Raw genomic sequence first — 16,336 nt, forward strand, 5'->3', positions numbered from 1 at the left:
GATCAATGCAAAGGTGGTTTACTCGTCCGCCACGCAAACCTGTCGCTGGGTGCCGAGGCCCTCGATGCCCAGCTCGACCACATCGCCATCCTTGAGATACTGCTGCGGCGACTTGCCCATGCCGACACCGGCGGGTGTGCCGGTCGAAATGATGTCGCCCGGATGGAGCGTGAAGAACTGCGACAGGTAGGAAATCAGATACGCCGGTTTGAAGATCATCGTCGCGGTCGTCCCGTCCTGCATGCGTTCACCATTCACGTCACACCACATCGCCAGATCGTCCGGGTCTTTGATCTCGTCAGGCGTCACCAACCACGGGCCGACGGGGCCGAAATTGTCCGACGACTTGCCCTTAGACCATTGCCCCGCGCGCTCCAGTTGAAAGCCGCGCTCGGAGACATCGTTCACGAGGCAATAGCCCGCTAGATGCTCCAAAGCCTTGTCTTCGCTCACGTATTTCGCGGGCTTGCCAATCACCAGACCCAATTCGACCTCCCAATCGACCTTTTCCGCCCCGCGCGGGATCAGGATCGGATCGTTAGGCCCACAGATCGCAGAGGTATATTTCGCGAAAATCACCGGCTCTTTCGGCAGTTCCATGCCGCTCTCCTCGGCATGATCGGCGAAATTGAGCCCGATGCAGATGAATTTGCCCGTGCCGCCCACACAAGGCCCCAACCGCACCTCTTCGGTGATCAAGGGCAGCGTCTCGATGTCGAGCCGATTGAACTCGCTGAGCCGCGTCAAAACATCGCCCGACAGGTCGTCCAAATGATCCGACAAATCGCGCAACCGGCCCTTGGCGTCGATCAAACCGGGCTTCTCCGCCCCCTTGGGGCCAAAACGTGTGAATTTCATGAGGTCCTCCTGTTGGGAGGAAGATGGCGCATCTGGGGGAAAGGTAAAGGGGGAAGTGTGTGGGGGGGGGAATGACGACTTGGAGAGGCTGGTTCGCGGACAAAGCTGCCGTTCGCCGCGATCGCTCGATATGTACTGCAAACGAGTTGGGAAAGGCTGCTGGAGACGTAGCGGAAGGCATCGGGGAAGACTTGTTCACTTTCTGGCGATACACTTGTGGTGACCGAAGAAGGCTTTCCGTAAAATAAGGAGAATAGAGTGGCGCCTGTGTCTGCAGTGTATTTTGAATTGAAATTCGGAAAGACCAATTCTTGGGTGGCAACGTTGGGTCCGACCCCAGAGATTGTTTACGATAAAATAACAGGTAAGGAAGATTTCACCGAACTCAGGAAAGTCAAAACTTACTGTTCGGCTTGGAAGCCTGGCGAAGATTGGACGCCACAGCCGATTTGTATTCACGAAAGAGATTCTGGTCGAAAACTGACCAGGGCAGATCGTATCATGGGTAGCGTAGTCGGTCCCTTTTTATCAGAAAATGCCGTCGAAAAAATGCGACCTCTTCTGGAGAGAGAAGGGTACGTTTTACCACTCGCCGTCAAAAATCATGACGAAAACTTCTATCTGTGGTGGGTTCCATGGGTGGAAGATAGCATCGACTTCGAGCGTTCAGAGAAACACGGCGGGGGCCTAACGATCAAAAAACCAGCGATCAATTATTACAAAGTTGAGGGGCTGACGGCGTTTCGTCGTCACTATGATGGTATGTATAATCCTGATGGACAGGAAAATGTTATTGTTAATGATGAATTTCGGCGCAACTGGTTGGATGAAGGATTGACGGGAATCTTGTTTGAGCCCGTGTGATAGGATGTAAATTCGACAAAGGCTCGATCTACGTTTCGCTGAGATTTTCATTGAAGTCCTCTCTAGCCGGACTTTCCCGCGCGGTTTCTCTGCAAAAGCGAATTGCTGCAACTGCTCACTCGGTAATATGGGCTTAAACCAGACCTTCGCTGCATATGACAAGAACCTCCCCCCTTGCGCCCCTACACACAATACCCGAAACACATGCGCGACGAAGGGAGACGCCGCGCATGACCGACACCCCACAGAGCACAAAACTGTGCACAAGACGGAGTAAGAACTGGAAAGCCCCGGCGGCATTCGCTTTGGCGACGCTGTTTTTCCTCTTCGAATTCATCTCCCGCATCGCGCCCTCCACTGCGACCACGGCGATCACACAGGACCTTGATCTGACCAAAGCCGGACTCGGCGTGTTTTCTTCTCTGTTTTTCTGGGTTTACGCGCCGATGCAGATCGTGGTCGGGCTGTTGCTCGACCGCTGGGGTGCGCGGCGGTTTGTCGTTCCGGCCATTGCGCTCTGCGCGGGCGGGATTGCCCTCATCGGTCTCGCGCCCAATGTGGTGATCGCCTCCGTCGGGCGGTTGATGACAGGTTTTGGCGCGTCTTTCGCCTTTGTCGGCGCGCTTTATGTGGTGAACCACTGGTTCGCGCCCGCGCGCTTTGCGCTGCTGTCGGGCCTCGTCAATGCGGTCGGCATGTTGGGCACCGCGATTGGCGTCGTTTGGCTCACCTCCCTGACAGAGACCGCAGGCTGGCGCCCGTCCTTCATCGGCATCGGGATCACCGGCGGCGCGCTGTTCGTGCTCGCCCTGTTTTTCTACCGCGAGGCGCCGTCCGCAGGCGATACGGACACCCATCCCAATCCGATCGGGCCGCTGAAACAGGTGATCAAAAGCCCGCAGGTCTGGCTTTTGTCCCTCGTGGGCGCCTTTATTTACATGCCGATCAACGTCTACGGCGGGCTTTGGGGCAACGAAGAGCTGATCGCCGATCACGCCCTCTCTGCCGTCTCCGCCGAGACCGCCGTCTCCATGGTGTTCTGGGGCATGGCCGCGGGATCGGTGCTTTGGGGGGCGGTGTCCGACGCCTTAGGGCATCGCAAATGGATCGTCTTCGCGGGCGCCGTTGCGGCAACCCTGTTCTGGGGCTGGGTCATTCTGGGCGGCAGCGGCAATATGGTGCTGATCTCCGCCGCGCTCTTTCTCGGCGGCCTGTTTTGCGGTGCGCAGATGCTGACCTTTGCCATGGCCAAAGAGGGACAGGACCAAAGTGCGGTGGGCACGGTCACAGCGTTTGTGAACATGATTGGGATCGGCGCGGCTTTGGTGTTTCAACCGCTGGTCGGCTGGCTTTTGGATCTCACTGGCGGCAATCATGCGCTTGCGCTGTCGGCGGTGCCAATTTGCCTCGGGCTGGCCGCGCTCATGATCCTTGCGCTCAAGGAACCCGATCAACCGCACCTCAGAGGCGGCGGTTCATAAACCTCAGTTCAGCCGCGAGCCATTGCAGCCGTCCTGCGGCATCATCATATCCGGGTGCGGCAGGTTCAAAAGCGCCTCAAGTCCCGCGTTGTCCGTCACCAGATCGGCCAGCGTCATATCGTCGAGCACGCCGTAGAACGCCTCCAAAGCCGCCGTTAGCGCAAGACGCAGACGACAGACGGCCTGCAAGGGACAGGTGTTGTCTGACGCGGCGAAACATTCGGCGAAAGGCACATGCGCCTCGAAGTGCCGGAACACCTCGCCAATAGAAATCTCGTCGGGCGCGCGCGCTAGAACGATGCCACCCGCACGTCCGCGCGTGGTCTCGATATAGCCCTCATTGGCCAAAAGATGCACCACCTGCGCCAGATGGTTCTCGGACGCATTTGCGACCTTGGCGATGCCCGCACGGCGCACCATATGGCCTTCGTTCACGGCACAGGCCATGAGCACACGCATGGCGAGATTGGTTCTGATCGTCAAACGCATGGCTGTTGGTCTCCATCTTGGGCTTAGACAAGGCGCGCGCGCAGGTTTCCGTAACGTTACAGGGCATCAAAACGCTGTGACGTTGATCTGGATCAGAAAGGTATATCTCAGATTACGAAATTAGTCGCCTCGAACGGCACGCGGAGCGATGCGCCTGACCGGCTCTCGACAATCATCTCATGATCCTCGAAGCGGATATCCGCAACGCCTGCCCAACCCTCGGGCTGATCCAGCACGACCGTCGCATGGCACAGCACATGGGTTCGGCCGCCTTCCAGCGTGAGCGCTGTGGTCACACCTTCACGCGCCACTGCATTGTCACCGAGCGCGGCCCGATGCCCCTCGGCCCCCGCCGCGCAGCCATCCTCAACCCCCAAAACGCCGTCATGCCGCCCGTCCCAAGGCGCATAGTCGCGCCCGCCGTTCGACATCCAGAGCATGGTGACCGGCATGACGCGGCTGTCTTTCACAAAGATCACAATGTCGCGCTCCCGCGCCCGCGAAACTGCGGTCCAGCCAAGGCCATCGACGTTTTCCTCGACCAATGTGACGAAATCCTCATCGCCTGTCGCGTGCGGATAGTGGCTCAAATCCACCTCAGACCCGTCCCGCGCGGGGAATTGCGTTAGATCGGCGCTGCGCCCCGGATAGGCCAGAATATGCGCCGCTTCCAAGGGCGCGACAGAGGTCAGCGCTGCGCGTTTGGGCGAGGTCGCAATGTGATCGCCGGGAGAGACGCGGATCATCGGGTGATGGGCAAAGGTCAGCCCCCCTGCACCGCCCGTGATCTCATGACGCTGATAGAGCACCGGTTGATCGGCGTAGAGCGTGATCTGCTTGGTGATCTTTGCCCCCATCACCGGACGCTCCAGCGCCAACTTCATCCGGGCGTGGTCTTCGGTCTCGGTGCGTGAGATAAGATGCCACGACGAATTGGCGCTCCAACCATGCGGTGGATCATTGATCAGATCTGAGGTGCCGAAAGGAGCGGCCAGAAAATCTCCCGCCAAATGGGCATCGACCACGCTCGAAGCCTCTGCCGCCAAAGGCGTGCCGACCCAATGCGCGGTGTGAAACACCTCGTGATCCTTAACAGTGTAACTTCGAATATTGCCAACAGATGCGTCAAAGCTCAGCGCAAACGCCCCGCAGCTCAGCCGCAACACCATCAGCCCCAAACCCTAACCACGGAACCCTGTCGCAACGACGAATTTCTCGGAACTGTCAGAACGCGAAGACGGCGGCTTGAAGTGCTGAACCTTCTCGAATTTCTGCTTGAGAAGATGTTGCAAATCCCCTTCGGCGCCCCCCGCCAGAACCTTGGCCACAAACGTCCCGCCCGGAGACAGCACATCAAAAGCCAGATAGGCCGCCGCCTCGCAAAGCGCCATGATCCGCAGGTGATCGGTCTGTTTATGCCCGGAAGAGGCCGCGGCCATGTCGGACATCACCACATCGGCCTCGCCACCCAGCCAGTCTTTGACCTTTTGATCGGCATCGTCTTCCATGAAATCGAGCTGATGAATCTCGGTCCCCGGGATCGGTTCGACCTCCTGCAAATCGACGCCCAGAATCGTGCCTATCTTCTTGCCGGACTTCTCGCCCAGAGCGTTCACGCGCTTCACAGCCACCTGACACCAGCCGCCGGGCGCACAGCCCAGATCGACCACCCGCGCACCGGGCACGAGAAAGCGGAACTTGTCGTCGATCTCCATGATCTTGAAGGCCGCGCGGCCCCGATAGCCCTCATCGCGGGCCCGTTTGACATAGGGATCGTTGAGCTGACGCTCCAACCAGCGGGTCGACGACAGCTTCCGCCCCCGCGCAGACTTCACCTTGACGCGCAAATCCCGCGCGCCGCGTCCCGATGTCGCCCCGGGTTTCTTTTTGTCACCAGCCATGAGTCTACGCGTCCTTTTGATCGAAAGGCCTTATAACAGAGCCGAAGCGCTCAGGGAAAGAGCCGCTTTTATGAGTATTTACACCAAGAAGAAAACCAATCCGTCTTCTTCTTGGCAAAAATACTCATTCAAAAATTAGCCAAAGGCCTTGAGCCGCGCCATGAGGCTCGAGGTATCCCAACGCCCGCCGCCCATGGTTTGCACATCCTTGTAGAACTGATCGACCAGCGCCGTGACCGGCAAGGGCGTGCCGGTGTCTTCACCCGCCTCGAGACAGATCGCCAGATCCTTGCGCATCCAGTCGACGGCAAAGCCGTGCTCGTAATGGCCTGCCAGCATAGTCTTGTGGCGGTTGACCATTTGCCAGCTGCCTGCCGCGCCGCCGGAGATCACATCGACCAAAGCCTCGCCGTCGAGGCCGGATTTTTCCGCGAGCAACAGCGCCTCGGAGAGCCCCTGCACCAGCCCCGCGATGCAGATTTGGTTGCACATCTTGGCGGTCTGGCCCATGCCGACCTCGCCAAGGCGTTTGACGATCTTGCCATAAGCGACCATCACCGGCTCGGCCTTGGCATAATCGCCTTCCGCGCCGCCGCACATGACGGAGAGCACGCCATTCTCAGCACCGGCCTGCCCGCCTGACACAGGTGCGTCGACATAGCCGATTCCGGCCTCTACGGCGATCGCGGCCAGCTCACGGGTGACTTTGGCGGACACTGTGGTGTGATCCACAAAGATCGCGCCAGGTTTCATCCCCGCAAAAGCGCCATCAGGACCGAGGCAGACAGAGCGCAGGTCGTCGTCATTACCCACACAGGCCATCACGAAATCTGCGCCCTCCGCGGCCTCGCGAGGAGTGGGCGCAAAACCGCCATCGTGCGCCTTAGCCCAGGTCTCCGCTTTCGCCGTGGTGCGGTTGTAGACCGTCACCGCATGGCCTTTCGCGACCAGATGCCCCGCCATCGGGTATCCCATGACCCCAAGACCCAGAAATGCAGCGTTCACCATGGCTTTTCCCTCGCGCGTCGATGTGGTTTAACGGCGCAAACCGTAGCCGCTCGCGGCCCGGCGTCAACATGCATTACCGCACAGCCGACAGGACCGCCCTCTCATGGCCCGGATTTTCTCTTTGTTGCTCAAGATCGTCTCCGGTCTCGTTCTCTTGACCGTTTTGGCGATCTGGCTGACCTATTGGCTCGCCGCGCGCTCCCTGCCGGATTACAACGCGGATTTTGAGGTGGCGGACATCAGCGCGCCCGTCGAGATCGCGCGAGACAACGCCAATGTGCCGCATATTTTCGGCGCCACGGATGAGGATGTCTATTACGGGCTGGGCTTCGCCCATGCGCAGGACCGCTTGTTCCAGATGATGCTTCTGCGGCGTACAGCGCAGGGCCGGTTGTCAGAAATGTTCGGCGAGCGCACATTGAAGACCGACGAGCTGATGCGGCGTCTTGGCCTTTACGAGGCCGCGCGGCAATCCGCACAGGTGCAAAGCCCCGAGGCTACAGCCGCACTCGAGGCCTATGCCCGCGGGGTGAACGCCTGGATCAAGGAGGTCAACGAAGGCGCTTTGGGACGCGGCGCGCCGGAGTTCTTTCTCTTCCCCTCAGAGATCGCCTATTGGCAGCCCGCCGATTCCATCGCGATCCTGAAACTCGTTGCCGTTCAGCTCTCGGATCAGATCCCGAACGAAGTGCTCCGCGCCCGCGCCTCTCTGTTGTTACCGCAAGAGCGACTGCGCGATCTCATGCCGGACGCACCCGGCACGGGCCTCGGGCTTTTGCCGTCCTACGCGGCGCTTTTCCCCGAGGCGCAGCCGGGCGTTGCCACCTCTGGCACGCAATATGCCCTGTCGCCTTTCCCGAAATCCGGCCTTGCGGGTGCCTCCAACGTCTGGGCCGCGGGTCCGGGGCGCTCGGCCACCGGCGCAACGCTTTTGGCCAATGACCCGCATCTGAATTTTGCCGCACCGGGCGCGTGGTATCTGGCACGGCTGCAACTGAGCACCGGCGGCGTGATTGGCGCCTCTGTGCCGGGGATTCCCGCGATTGTCTCGGGCCGACATGAGAGCTTTGGTTGGGGCATTACGGCGGCCTATCTGGATGACGCCGATCTCTACATCGAGAAACAAAACCCCGAGGCGCCGGGCGAAGTTCTGACGCCTGAAGGGTTCAAACCGCTGCGCAGCCGACCATCGATTGTCCAGATCAAGGATGCGGCCCCCGTCACCTTAACGCTGCAATGGTCCGACAACGGCCCGATCCTGCCGAACACCGCCTTTGACGTCGATACGATCACTCCGCCGGGACATCTCGTCTCTGTGGCCTGGACCGCCCTTGTGCCCGATGATCGGTCTATGACGGCAGTGATTGCGCTCAACCATGCGACGACGTTGACGCAAGCGATGGTGGCCGCGCGCGACTTTGCCGCCCCCGCGCTGAACCTCGCCATGGCGGACCCGGACCGGGTGCAGATGAAGGTCATCGGCCGCGCGCCCCTTCGTGATGCGCTGCATCAATCCAAGGGCCGCATCCCCTCGCCCGGTTGGCTTGAGGCGGATCGTTGGCAAGGTTGGCGCGATTTCGACGATCTGCCGCTCTTTACCGCCGATCGTGACGGCATCATCGGCAACACCAACAACAAAACCGTCGATGCCCCCTTCCCCGACCACCTGTCCTATCACTGGGGCGACACCCAGCGCATTCAGCGCTGGCAGCGTCTCATGCAGGCGCGCGAGGTCCACACCCGCGACAGCTTCATCGAAGTGCAAAACGACGTGGTCTCCCCAGCGGCACGCAACCTCTTGCCGCTCGTGGGGGCCGATCTGTGGTTCACCGGCGAGGCCGCGCCCGAGGGCACGCCCGAACGTCAGCGTCAACGCGCGCTCACGCTCTTGGCCGAGTGGAATGGCGAGATGAACGAACACCTACCGGAACCGCTGATCTACTATGCCTGGATGCGCGCACTCCAAGACCGTCTGATCCGCGACGAGATCGGGCCACTGGCGCGCGAGTTCACCCATGTCGATCCGATCTTCATCGAGCGTGTTTACCGCGACATCGGCGGCGCCTCGGCCTGGTGCGATGTCATCCAATCGGCGCCGATGGAAACCTGCACCGACATTGCGCGCCTCTCTCTTGATGACGCGCTTCTGTGGATCGGAGAGCATTACTCGACCAATCTTGAGAGCCTTCGTTGGGGCGACGCCCATATGGCGCAGCACGATCACCCGGTGTTGGGCGATGTGCCTTTGCTGAAATGGGTTGTGAACATCCGGCAATCGACCTCCGGCGGTGACAACACGCTGATGCGCGGCGTGACGGCTGGAGATGGGCCGCAGCCCTTCGCCAACGTCCATGGCGCGGCGTACCGTGGGGTCTACGACTTTGCCGACCCGGACAGCTCTGTCTTCGTCACCGCCACCGGCCAGTCAGGCCATCCGCTGAGCCGTCACTATGACGATCTGGGCGAGTTGTGGCGGCGTGGGGAATATGTCCCGATGAGCCTCGACCCCGAATTGGCCCGCGCCGCTGGCGTCGGCATCACGCATCTGGTGCCGGAGGAATGACCTCAGAGTGGGATAAAATGCGCGCGGGCGACTGGTATTGCTGCATGGATCCCGAAATAGATGCGCGCCGGACCAAGGTCTTTGACGCGGTACACCGCCACAACATGGCGCTGCCCTCGGAACGGGGTGACATCCACCCGGAGCTGCGGACCTTGCTAGGCGCCGCTCCCGAGACCGCGCGGATCGAGGGGCAGTTTCACCTCTTGTATGGCGAGAACCTGTTTCTGGGAGACGGCGCGTTTCTGAACGTCGGCTGTGTCGTGTTGGACAGCGCGCGGGTCGAGATCGGAGAAAACACGATGATCGGTCCGCGCACGCAAATCTACTGCGCCGATCACCACCGCGATCCGGTGCTGCGCGGGCAACTCATTGAACGCGCCCTGCCCGTCACGATTGGGAAAGATGTCTGGATCGGCGGCGCTGCGATCATCCTACCAGGTGTCACCATCGGCGATGGTGCGATTGTCGGCGCGGGTTCAGTGGTGACAAAAGACGTCGCGCCGGGCGCGCGTGTTGCGGGCAATCCGGCGCGGGTTCTTTAAACCTCACGCCTGCCCTTTGATCTCTTTCTTGTAGACCAGAAACGCCGCGCCCTTTTCCATCGCTTTGCGCGCGGAGGCATCGAGCGCCTTGTCTTCGAAGCGCTTCTGACCGGTGATGTCGCCGCCCTTCTTCATTTCCATAGCGGACCAGCCGGTCGCCTCGAGACCTTTGAAGGCCTTCGCAATCGCGAGCCTTTGCTCACCCGCCACCATGAACACCATCACGGCGTGACGCGCGCCCATGCGCAGGCCGGTTTTAGCGCCTGCGGTGGCCTCAAAGAGCATCATGAACAGACGCCTTTGGGTATTGCCCTCGCCGGCTGTCTTGGTGTCAGGTTTGGTCTTTGTCTTGGCAGCCTGCTCTTTGCTCATCTCACATCTCCCGAAATTGCTTTTCCTGACGCGGGGTCCAGAGAACCTTGAGCTGATAGCCGTCCTCGGCCATCTCCTCGCTCAAGACCACACCCTCCTCAAAGAGCCAGGCCCGTTTCTTGCCCTCGGCATAGGGCAGGACGAGATCGCGTTCAATCTTGTCTTCTTCGAAAAACCCGGAAATCGCCGACAAAAGCTCCGGCACGCCCTCGCCGGTCACGGCAGAGATGGCGAAAATGCCGTCTTCCTGCCCCGCACGCTCCATCCGGGCTGCGTGGGCCTCTTCATCCAGAAGGTCGATCTTGTTCCAGACCTCGAACATCGGAGCGTCTTCCTTGATGCCCAAGTCAGACAGGATTTTCAGGACATCGGCCTTTTGTTCCTCGGTCTCCTCGGCGGCAATGTCGCGCACATGAAGGATGAGATCTGCGTCAAGAACCTCTTCGAGCGTCGCGCGGAAAGCGGCGACAAGCTGGGTCGGCAGGTTGGAGATGAACCCCACTGTGTCGGACAGAATGATCTCGCGGTCGCCGCCATGGGCGTTCTCGATCACAAGCTGGCGCATGGTCGGGTCGAGCGTCGCGAACAGCATGTCTTTGGCGAACACATCCGCGCCGGTCACCGTGTTGAAGAACGTCGATTTGCCCGCGTTGGTGTAACCCACCAGCGCGACGATCGGGAACGGAACTTTCGCGCGCGAGGCGCGGTGTAGCTCACGGGTTTTGACCACCTTCTCAAGCTGACGGCGCAGGCGCACGAGTTGTTCGTCGATGGCACGACGGTCGGCCTCGATCTGGGTCTCGCCGGGACCGCCGACAAAGCCCAAACCACCACGTTGCCGCTCAAGGTGGGTCCAGGCGCGGACCAATCGCGTGCGCTGATAGCTGAGCGCGGCCATTTCGACCTGCAACACGCCCTCGCGGGTGCGCGCGCGGTCGGAGAAGATCTCCAAAATCAAGCCGGTCCGGTCGAGAAGTTTGACCTTCCATTCCTTCTCAAGGTTGCGCTGCTGCACCGGGGTCACCGGGCCGTCGATCAGCACAAGTTCCACCTCGGCGGCTTTCATGCGCTGTTTCAATTCCTCGATCTTACCGGAGCCAAAGAGATGGCCGGGCTGGATCTTTGGCAGGCGGACGATTTCGGAGCCCACGACTTCGAGATCGGGCAGCGCTGCGGCCAGCGCCACGGCTTCCTCCAACCCTGCCTGCGGCTCGCGGCGGTCTCGGTCGGAGGTAATGTCGGGATGAAGCACCCAAGCGCGGGTCTGCTTCACTTCATGTTCGTATAGTTCGGCCAAATGCCGCTCCTTTAAACGCGAGAAAGCACCCGCCGCCATACGACAGGTGCCGATATTTCATACCGTCACATATATCTGACTGGACGGATTGCAAGAGGGCTGAAATTACGCCTCTTCGCCGTCGTAGAGATTGATCGGCTGGGCCGGCATGATCGTCGAGATCGCGTGTTTATACACGAGCTGAGATTGGCCGTCGCGGCGCAGAAGGACGCAGAAGTTATCGAACCAAGTGATCACACCCTGAAGTTTCACACCGTTGATCAAAAAGATCGTCACGGGAACTTTGGTTTTGCGAACGTGGTTAAGGAAGGCGTCCTGAAGGTTTTGTTTATCGCCGGCCATGATCTTTGCCTTTTTTCTTGCGCTTTATGTTGCGAACTGTCCCTCGGGCGACAGCACTTGTGGACACCTCGCCGCAGATTCACTCGAATGTCAAGATAAGCGCCTGAAATTCCCCGCTCTTGTAAGGCGGCTATGGAAAACACGACACAAATTTACGTCACTCGGGACGCTAACATTCCTGGAATTGCGTTTCAGCGCCGCCAGAATTCCGGATTCAAAAGCGCGATGATCGCCAACATTTCAAGCCGCCCGAGTACCATTGTTGCAGCTAAGATCATCTTTTCCGCATCGCCAAGGCTCGCGTAGCTCAACGGCACATCGCCCACCACATTGGCCAGCGGCCCCGTGGTCGTGAGTGCAGAAATCGTGAACACAGCTGCTTCTTGGAAATGCAGGCCAAACAAGGACAAAAGCATCATCACCGCGGCGATGGTGAAGGCGAAGACCATGAAATAGACCCAAGCCACATATGCGCCCTCGCGCCGAATGCGCCGCGCATTGGCGCCCGCGCCGCCCACAGAGTGCGGCGAGATCAACTTTTCGATTTCACGCTCACCGTGACGCACCAAAGCGTAAAGCCGGAGCAGCTTGACACCGCCCGCCGTGGTCGCCACGCCGCCGCCGAAAATCGCCAGCCCCATGAGCAAAACCCCCGGCGCCTGAAGCCCGGACCAAAGCCGCGCCTCTTCCCAGCCGAGGCTCTCGAAACCGGCCGTCGAGAGGAAGGACAGCACCATGAACGTGCCGCCCCACAGGGACGACATCGCGCGGGCAAAGGTCCAGTCGCCAGAGACCTCAAGCACCGACACCCAATGGCGCAGGAACAGCAAAATCGGGATCACGACAATCAGCGCCAGACCGATTTTCATCTCCGGGTCGCGCCACAAAGGCGGCGCATCGGTGCGGGTCTGGTCGGCGGTAAAGGTCTTGCGCGAGAGCGCCAAGAACAGGAAAGCAAAGACCAGCGCCTCGCCGATGAAGCCGGTCCCCGCTTCGGTCAGCCCGCCGACGGGCGAAATGCCGGAGGTGGCCATCACGGACATGGCATGGCAGAGCGCGACATAGGGGTTCGAACCGATCATCGAGAGCGCAAACCACAGCGCCAAGGTCAGGCCCAGATAGATCGGGAACAGCTTGACGGTAAAGCGCGCGAGGCGTTCGGGCGCAGCCGCCACACGGGTGATCTGGGAAGCGCGCACTTCGCTTTGGCCCGCCCCGCGCGAGGAAAGCACCTCAAACCCGCCAAGGTTCAGAGGCGCCAGAACCGCGACAGCCGTGATCCAGGCGAAAAGCCCTCCGAGCCACCCCACCAGCGCGGTCCAGAGATGCACAGGGCGTGACAAGCGCGCCGGATCGTCGAACAGTGTCGCCCCCGTGGTGGTCAGCGCAGAAACCATCTCGAAATAGGCGTTGAAATACGTGGTGTCCTTGGTGGCCTCCGCAAAAGGCACGGCAAGGATCAAAGGCACGGCGGTGTAGGTGCCCAGTAGGGTCAAAAGCTGGTTTCGGCCTTCACGGTCCCGATCACGCAAACTGTCGCGATCCTCGGTCGCCTCGGGACGGAACCGGGCAATGGCGATAAACCCCGCGAGAGAGGAAAACAGCACCGCCGCATAGAAAAACGCCCGCGCATCATCCCATTCGCGCAGCACCATAGCATAGATCGCAGGGACCATCATCGCGCCCCCGCTCACCAGCACCAGCTGGACAAAAAATGGCATGCGCGAGAAGCGGTTCATCAGAAGTAATCAATCGACACTTGCAGCAGACGCTCGACCTCGGGCACGTCGTCCCTCAGCGAGAAAATGGTGATCACATCACCCTCGTCGATGCGCGTGGCACCGGTCGGCTTGACGTATTTGCCACCCTTGGAGATCGCGCCAACCAAGACACCTTCGGGGAAGTCGATGTCGCGGATCGGCTTGCCGGAAATCGGAGAGGTCGAGAGCACCTGTGCCTCGATAACCTCCGCCTCGCCATCGCCCACAGAATAGACGTTGCGCACCCGCCCGTGGCGAATGTGGCGCAGGATCGAGGACACCGTGGTGGCGCGCGGGTTGATATAGGCGTCGATGTCGAGCGCGTTGAGGATTGGCACCAGAGTCGGGTCGTTCACGAGACAGATCGCCATCTTCGCGCCGCGTTGCTTGGCGCGCACGGCAGCCAGCATGTTGACCTTGTCGTCGTCCGTCACACAAAGCGCGGCATCGGCACGGGTGATCCCCGCCTCGGCCAAGAGTTCCTGATCCAAAGCATCGCCATTGAGCACAATCGTGCGCTCCAGACTGTCGGCGGCCTTCTCGGCGGTCTTGCGGTTTTTCTCGATAATTTTGGCACGCACGCGTTCGGTGCGGGTTTCCAAGGCTTGCGCCACGGCCAAACCAACGTTGCCACCACCCAAAATGACCACGCGCTCTTGCTTGGCGTGGGTCTTGCCGAAAATCTCCAACGTCCGGGTCAGGTCATCGGAATGGGCAAAGACATAGACCTCATCTTTGGCAAAAAGCTGATCATTGGGCTCGGGCGCGAACAACCGCCCCTCGCGGCGCACGCCGACGACAATGGCGCGAAGCGTCGAAAAGAGATCCGACAGCTCACGCAAAGAGGTGTTGAGAACCGGGCAATCCTCTTCGAGCATGATGCCCATGAGCTGCACGCCGCCTGCGAGAAAGGCCTGTGTGTCGAATGCAGCCGGCGCCGCCAGACGGCGGAGCGCGGCCTCGGCGACCTCTTTCTCGGGCGAGATCACCACATCAATCGGCAGGTGATCGCGGCGGTAGAGGTCGGAATAAATTGCGGTCAGGTAGGACTGCGATCTGAGGCGCGCGATCTTACGCGGCACGCCAAAGACCGAGTGCGCCACCTGACAGGTGACCATATTCACCTCATCGGAATAGGTCGCGGCGATCACCATATCGGCGTCGCGCGCCCCTGCCCGCTCCAGGACGTCCGGGTAGGAGGCAAAGCCCTCGATGCCTTGCACGTCCAGCGTATCGGTCGCACGGCGCACCAGCGCGGGATTGTTGTCCACGACGGTGACGTCGTTTTTCTCGGAAGAGAGTTGTTTGGCGATCTGCCAGCCGACCTGGCCCGCGCCGCAAATGATGACTTTCATCGCATCACCTTTATTGCTTCGCCCCAGCCTTCGCACTTAACGGCGAAGGCGTCAACGCGGCTGTCGCGTCACATTTGGCCCGCACGTGGACTCACTCCGCCTCTTCCGAGACATAGGCCACGCGCCCGCCCTGTTTGTTGCCCGTGACAACGCCCAGAGATTTCAACTTGCGGTGCAGCGCCGAACGCTCCATCCCGACGAAGGTTGCCGTGCGAGAAATGTTGCCGCCAAAGCGGTTAATCTGTGTCAGCAGGTATTCGCGCTCGAAGAGTTCGCGCGCCTCTCTGAGCGGCAGCGTCGCAATCGCGGGAGACAAGACCGCCCGGCCCTCCTCTTCGCGTCCGCCATCCTCAGCAGGCAGCTCAGAGACATCAATCGCACCGGTGCTGTCGCCTAGGATCAGGACGCGCTCGATGACGTTCTTGAGCTGACGCACATTGCCCGGCCAAGCCATGGTCTGAAGCATCGCAGCGGCATCCTCGGACAGCGCGCGCTGCGGCAGGCCCTGTTCACGGTTCAGTTTCTCGATGAAATACCCGGCCAGTTCCGGGATGTCCTCGCGACGTTTTTCGAGCGCAGGCACCTCAATCGGCACCACGTTCAGCCGGTGATAGAGCTCCTCGCGGAAGGTCCCGGCGGCAATCTCAGCCGTCAGATCGCGCGAGGTCGAAGAGATCACTCGCAGATCAACCGAGACCTGCGTCGTGCCGCCCACTCGGGTGAACCGTTGATCGACCAACACGCGCAGGATTTTCGACTGGGTGCCAAGCGGCATATCCGCCACTTCGTCGAAATAGATCACACCGCCGTTGGCCTCCTCCAACAAGCCTTTCTCGATGCCGCGCTCCGGGCTTTCACGGCCAAAGAGCACCTCTTCCATCCGGTCGGGCTCGATATTGGCGGAGGACACAGAGACGAAAGGTGCATCGTTGCGGTCAGAACCCGCATGGATGAACCGCGCCGCCACTTCTTTGCCCACGCCCGCGCCGCCCGTCAGCATGACGCGGCCGTTGGATTTGGTGACTTTTTCCAGGTTGATTTTGAGCTGTTTGAAGGCGGTGGAGACACCGATCATCTCGACATCGCCCGACCCCGACCGTTTCAGCGTCGCGTTTTCGCGCCGCAGACGCGAGGTCTCCATCGCACGGGTGATCACCACCATAAGCTGGTCAATGTTGAATGGCTTCTCGATGAAATCGTATGCGCCCTGTTTGATCGCCGCGACCGCAATTTCGATGTTGCCATGGCCAGAAATGATGATGATCGGCACTTCCGGGTGCTCACGTTTGACATGTTTGAGAATGTCGATCCCATCCATCTCGCTGTCCTTCAGCCAGATGTCGAGGATCATCAACGCGGGCACGCCGTCAGCAATTCGCTTCATGCAGTCGTCGGAATTGGCGGCCAGCCGCGTCTCAAAGCCTTCGTCCTGTAAAATATCTCCGATCAACTCGCGAATATCGCGTTCATCGTCGACGATCAGAATATCAGACATGGTTTACTC

General features: G+C 60.2%; 15 protein-coding genes. 4 read left to right on the top strand and 11 right to left on the bottom strand.

Going from position 1 to position 16,336, the window contains the following annotated elements:
• Positions 1–18: 18 nt before the first annotated feature.
• Entirely contained in the window at positions 19–858 is an 840-nt protein-coding gene (locus J5Y17_RS06990) for a fumarylacetoacetate hydrolase family protein (RefSeq protein WP_219784529.1), read from the bottom strand.
• Between the two features lie 258 nt (positions 859–1,116).
• On the opposite strand from J5Y17_RS06990, the gene J5Y17_RS06995 reads away from it, so the two are divergent.
• Together J5Y17_RS06995 and J5Y17_RS07000 are read left to right on the top strand one after the other, a co-directional pair.
• Positions 1,117–1,722 carry a hypothetical protein gene (locus J5Y17_RS06995; protein WP_219784530.1) on the top strand — a complete coding sequence of 202 codons (606 nt, stop codon included), beginning with the start codon at positions 1,117–1,119 and terminating at the stop codon, positions 1,720–1,722.
• Between the two features lie 230 nt (positions 1,723–1,952).
• Complete coding sequence (locus J5Y17_RS07000; RefSeq protein WP_219784531.1) at positions 1,953–3,203, top strand: MFS transporter; 1,251 nt, start codon at positions 1,953–1,955, stop codon at positions 3,201–3,203.
• A gap of 3 nt (positions 3,204–3,206) precedes the next feature.
• Here the strand turns inward: J5Y17_RS07000 and J5Y17_RS07005 are convergent, their stop codons facing one another.
• The 4 genes from J5Y17_RS07005 to J5Y17_RS07020 all read right to left on the bottom strand — a co-directional run bounded on the left by J5Y17_RS07005 (position 3,207) and on the right by J5Y17_RS07020 (position 6,601).
• Positions 3,207–3,692, bottom strand: a complete 486-nt coding sequence (locus J5Y17_RS07005; protein WP_219784532.1) for an Rrf2 family transcriptional regulator — start codon at positions 3,690–3,692, stop codon at positions 3,207–3,209.
• Between the two features lie 107 nt (positions 3,693–3,799).
• Positions 3,800–4,771 (bottom strand): hypothetical protein, encoded by a 972-nt coding sequence (locus J5Y17_RS07010; RefSeq protein ID WP_219784533.1) that lies wholly within the window; start codon positions 4,769–4,771, stop codon positions 3,800–3,802.
• A 102-nt stretch (positions 4,772–4,873) separates the two neighbouring features.
• Positions 4,874–5,593 (bottom strand): RlmE family RNA methyltransferase, encoded by a 720-nt coding sequence (locus J5Y17_RS07015; protein WP_219784534.1) that lies wholly within the window; start codon positions 5,591–5,593, stop codon positions 4,874–4,876.
• Between the two features lie 135 nt (positions 5,594–5,728).
• On the bottom strand, positions 5,729–6,601 hold the full coding sequence (locus J5Y17_RS07020) for an NAD(P)-dependent oxidoreductase (protein ID WP_219784535.1): 873 nt from the start codon (positions 6,599–6,601) through the stop codon (positions 5,729–5,731).
• 103 nt (positions 6,602–6,704) lie between these two features.
• Between J5Y17_RS07020 and J5Y17_RS07025 the strand changes: the two genes are divergently transcribed.
• Positions 6,705–9,164, top strand: a complete 2,460-nt coding sequence (locus J5Y17_RS07025; protein ID WP_219784536.1) for a penicillin acylase family protein — start codon at positions 6,705–6,707, stop codon at positions 9,162–9,164.
• Positions 9,161–9,706: a sugar O-acetyltransferase gene (locus J5Y17_RS07030; protein ID WP_219784537.1), complete on the top strand. Its 546-nt coding sequence runs from the start codon at positions 9,161–9,163 to the stop codon at positions 9,704–9,706. The genes J5Y17_RS07025 and J5Y17_RS07030 overlap by 4 nt, the downstream gene beginning before the upstream one ends.
• 3 nt (positions 9,707–9,709) lie before the next feature.
• Here J5Y17_RS07030 and J5Y17_RS07035 read toward each other — a convergent pair whose 3' ends face one another.
• From J5Y17_RS07035 to J5Y17_RS07060, 6 genes are all read right to left on the bottom strand, one after another.
• Positions 9,710–10,078 carry a hypothetical protein gene (locus J5Y17_RS07035; RefSeq protein ID WP_219784538.1) on the bottom strand — a complete coding sequence of 123 codons (369 nt, stop codon included), beginning with the start codon at positions 10,076–10,078 and terminating at the stop codon, positions 9,710–9,712.
• A gap of 1 nt (position 10,079) precedes the next feature.
• On the bottom strand, positions 10,080–11,375 hold the full coding sequence (hflX, locus tag J5Y17_RS07040; RefSeq protein WP_255571943.1) for a GTPase HflX: 1,296 nt from the start codon (positions 11,373–11,375) through the stop codon (positions 10,080–10,082).
• A 105-nt stretch (positions 11,376–11,480) separates the two neighbouring features.
• Positions 11,481–11,717, bottom strand: a complete 237-nt coding sequence (hfq, locus tag J5Y17_RS07045; RefSeq protein ID WP_219784540.1) for an RNA chaperone Hfq — start codon at positions 11,715–11,717, stop codon at positions 11,481–11,483.
• A 191-nt stretch (positions 11,718–11,908) separates the two neighbouring features.
• On the bottom strand, positions 11,909–13,456 hold the full coding sequence (locus tag J5Y17_RS07050) for a potassium transporter TrkG (protein WP_219784541.1): 1,548 nt from the start codon (positions 13,454–13,456) through the stop codon (positions 11,909–11,911).
• Positions 13,456–14,832 carry a Trk system potassium transporter TrkA gene (gene trkA, locus J5Y17_RS07055; RefSeq protein WP_219784542.1) on the bottom strand — a complete coding sequence of 459 codons (1,377 nt, stop codon included), beginning with the start codon at positions 14,830–14,832 and terminating at the stop codon, positions 13,456–13,458. The genes J5Y17_RS07050 and trkA overlap by 1 nt, the downstream gene beginning before the upstream one ends.
• Positions 14,833–14,923: 91 nt before the next feature.
• Entirely contained in the window at positions 14,924–16,327 is a 1,404-nt protein-coding gene (locus J5Y17_RS07060; protein ID WP_219784543.1) for a sigma-54 dependent transcriptional regulator, read from the bottom strand.
• Positions 16,328–16,336: the final 9 nt, after the last annotated feature.

It is taken from the genome of Celeribacter sp. PS-C1 (assembly GCF_019429625.1).
GTDB lineage: Bacteria > Pseudomonadota > Alphaproteobacteria > Rhodobacterales > Rhodobacteraceae > Celeribacter.

Coding starts and splice junctions, on each gene's coding strand:
- J5Y17_RS06990 (WP_219784529.1), bottom strand. CDS start 858: ATGAAATTCACACGTTTTGGCCCCAAGGGGGCGGAGAAGCCCGGTTTG.
- J5Y17_RS07000 (WP_219784531.1), top strand. CDS start 1,953: ATGACCGACACCCCACAGAGCACAAAACTGTGCACAAGACGGAGTAAG.
- J5Y17_RS07005 (WP_219784532.1), bottom strand. CDS start 3,692: ATGCGTTTGACGATCAGAACCAATCTCGCCATGCGTGTGCTCATGGCC.
- J5Y17_RS07015 (WP_219784534.1), bottom strand. CDS start 5,593: ATGGCTGGTGACAAAAAGAAACCCGGGGCGACATCGGGACGCGGCGCG.
- J5Y17_RS07020 (WP_219784535.1), bottom strand. CDS start 6,601: ATGGTGAACGCTGCATTTCTGGGTCTTGGGGTCATGGGATACCCGATG.
- J5Y17_RS07025 (WP_219784536.1), top strand. CDS start 6,705: ATGGCCCGGATTTTCTCTTTGTTGCTCAAGATCGTCTCCGGTCTCGTT.
- J5Y17_RS07030 (WP_219784537.1), top strand. CDS start 9,161: ATGACCTCAGAGTGGGATAAAATGCGCGCGGGCGACTGGTATTGCTGC.
- J5Y17_RS07035 (WP_219784538.1), bottom strand. CDS start 10,078: ATGAGCAAAGAGCAGGCTGCCAAGACAAAGACCAAACCTGACACCAAG.
- hfq (WP_219784540.1), bottom strand. CDS start 11,717: ATGGCCGGCGATAAACAAAACCTTCAGGACGCCTTCCTTAACCACGTT.
- J5Y17_RS07050 (WP_219784541.1), bottom strand. CDS start 13,456: ATGAACCGCTTCTCGCGCATGCCATTTTTTGTCCAGCTGGTGCTGGTG.
- trkA (WP_219784542.1), bottom strand. CDS start 14,832: ATGAAAGTCATCATTTGCGGCGCGGGCCAGGTCGGCTGGCAGATCGCC.
- J5Y17_RS07060 (WP_219784543.1), bottom strand. CDS start 16,327: ATGTCTGATATTCTGATCGTCGACGATGAACGCGATATTCGCGAGTTG.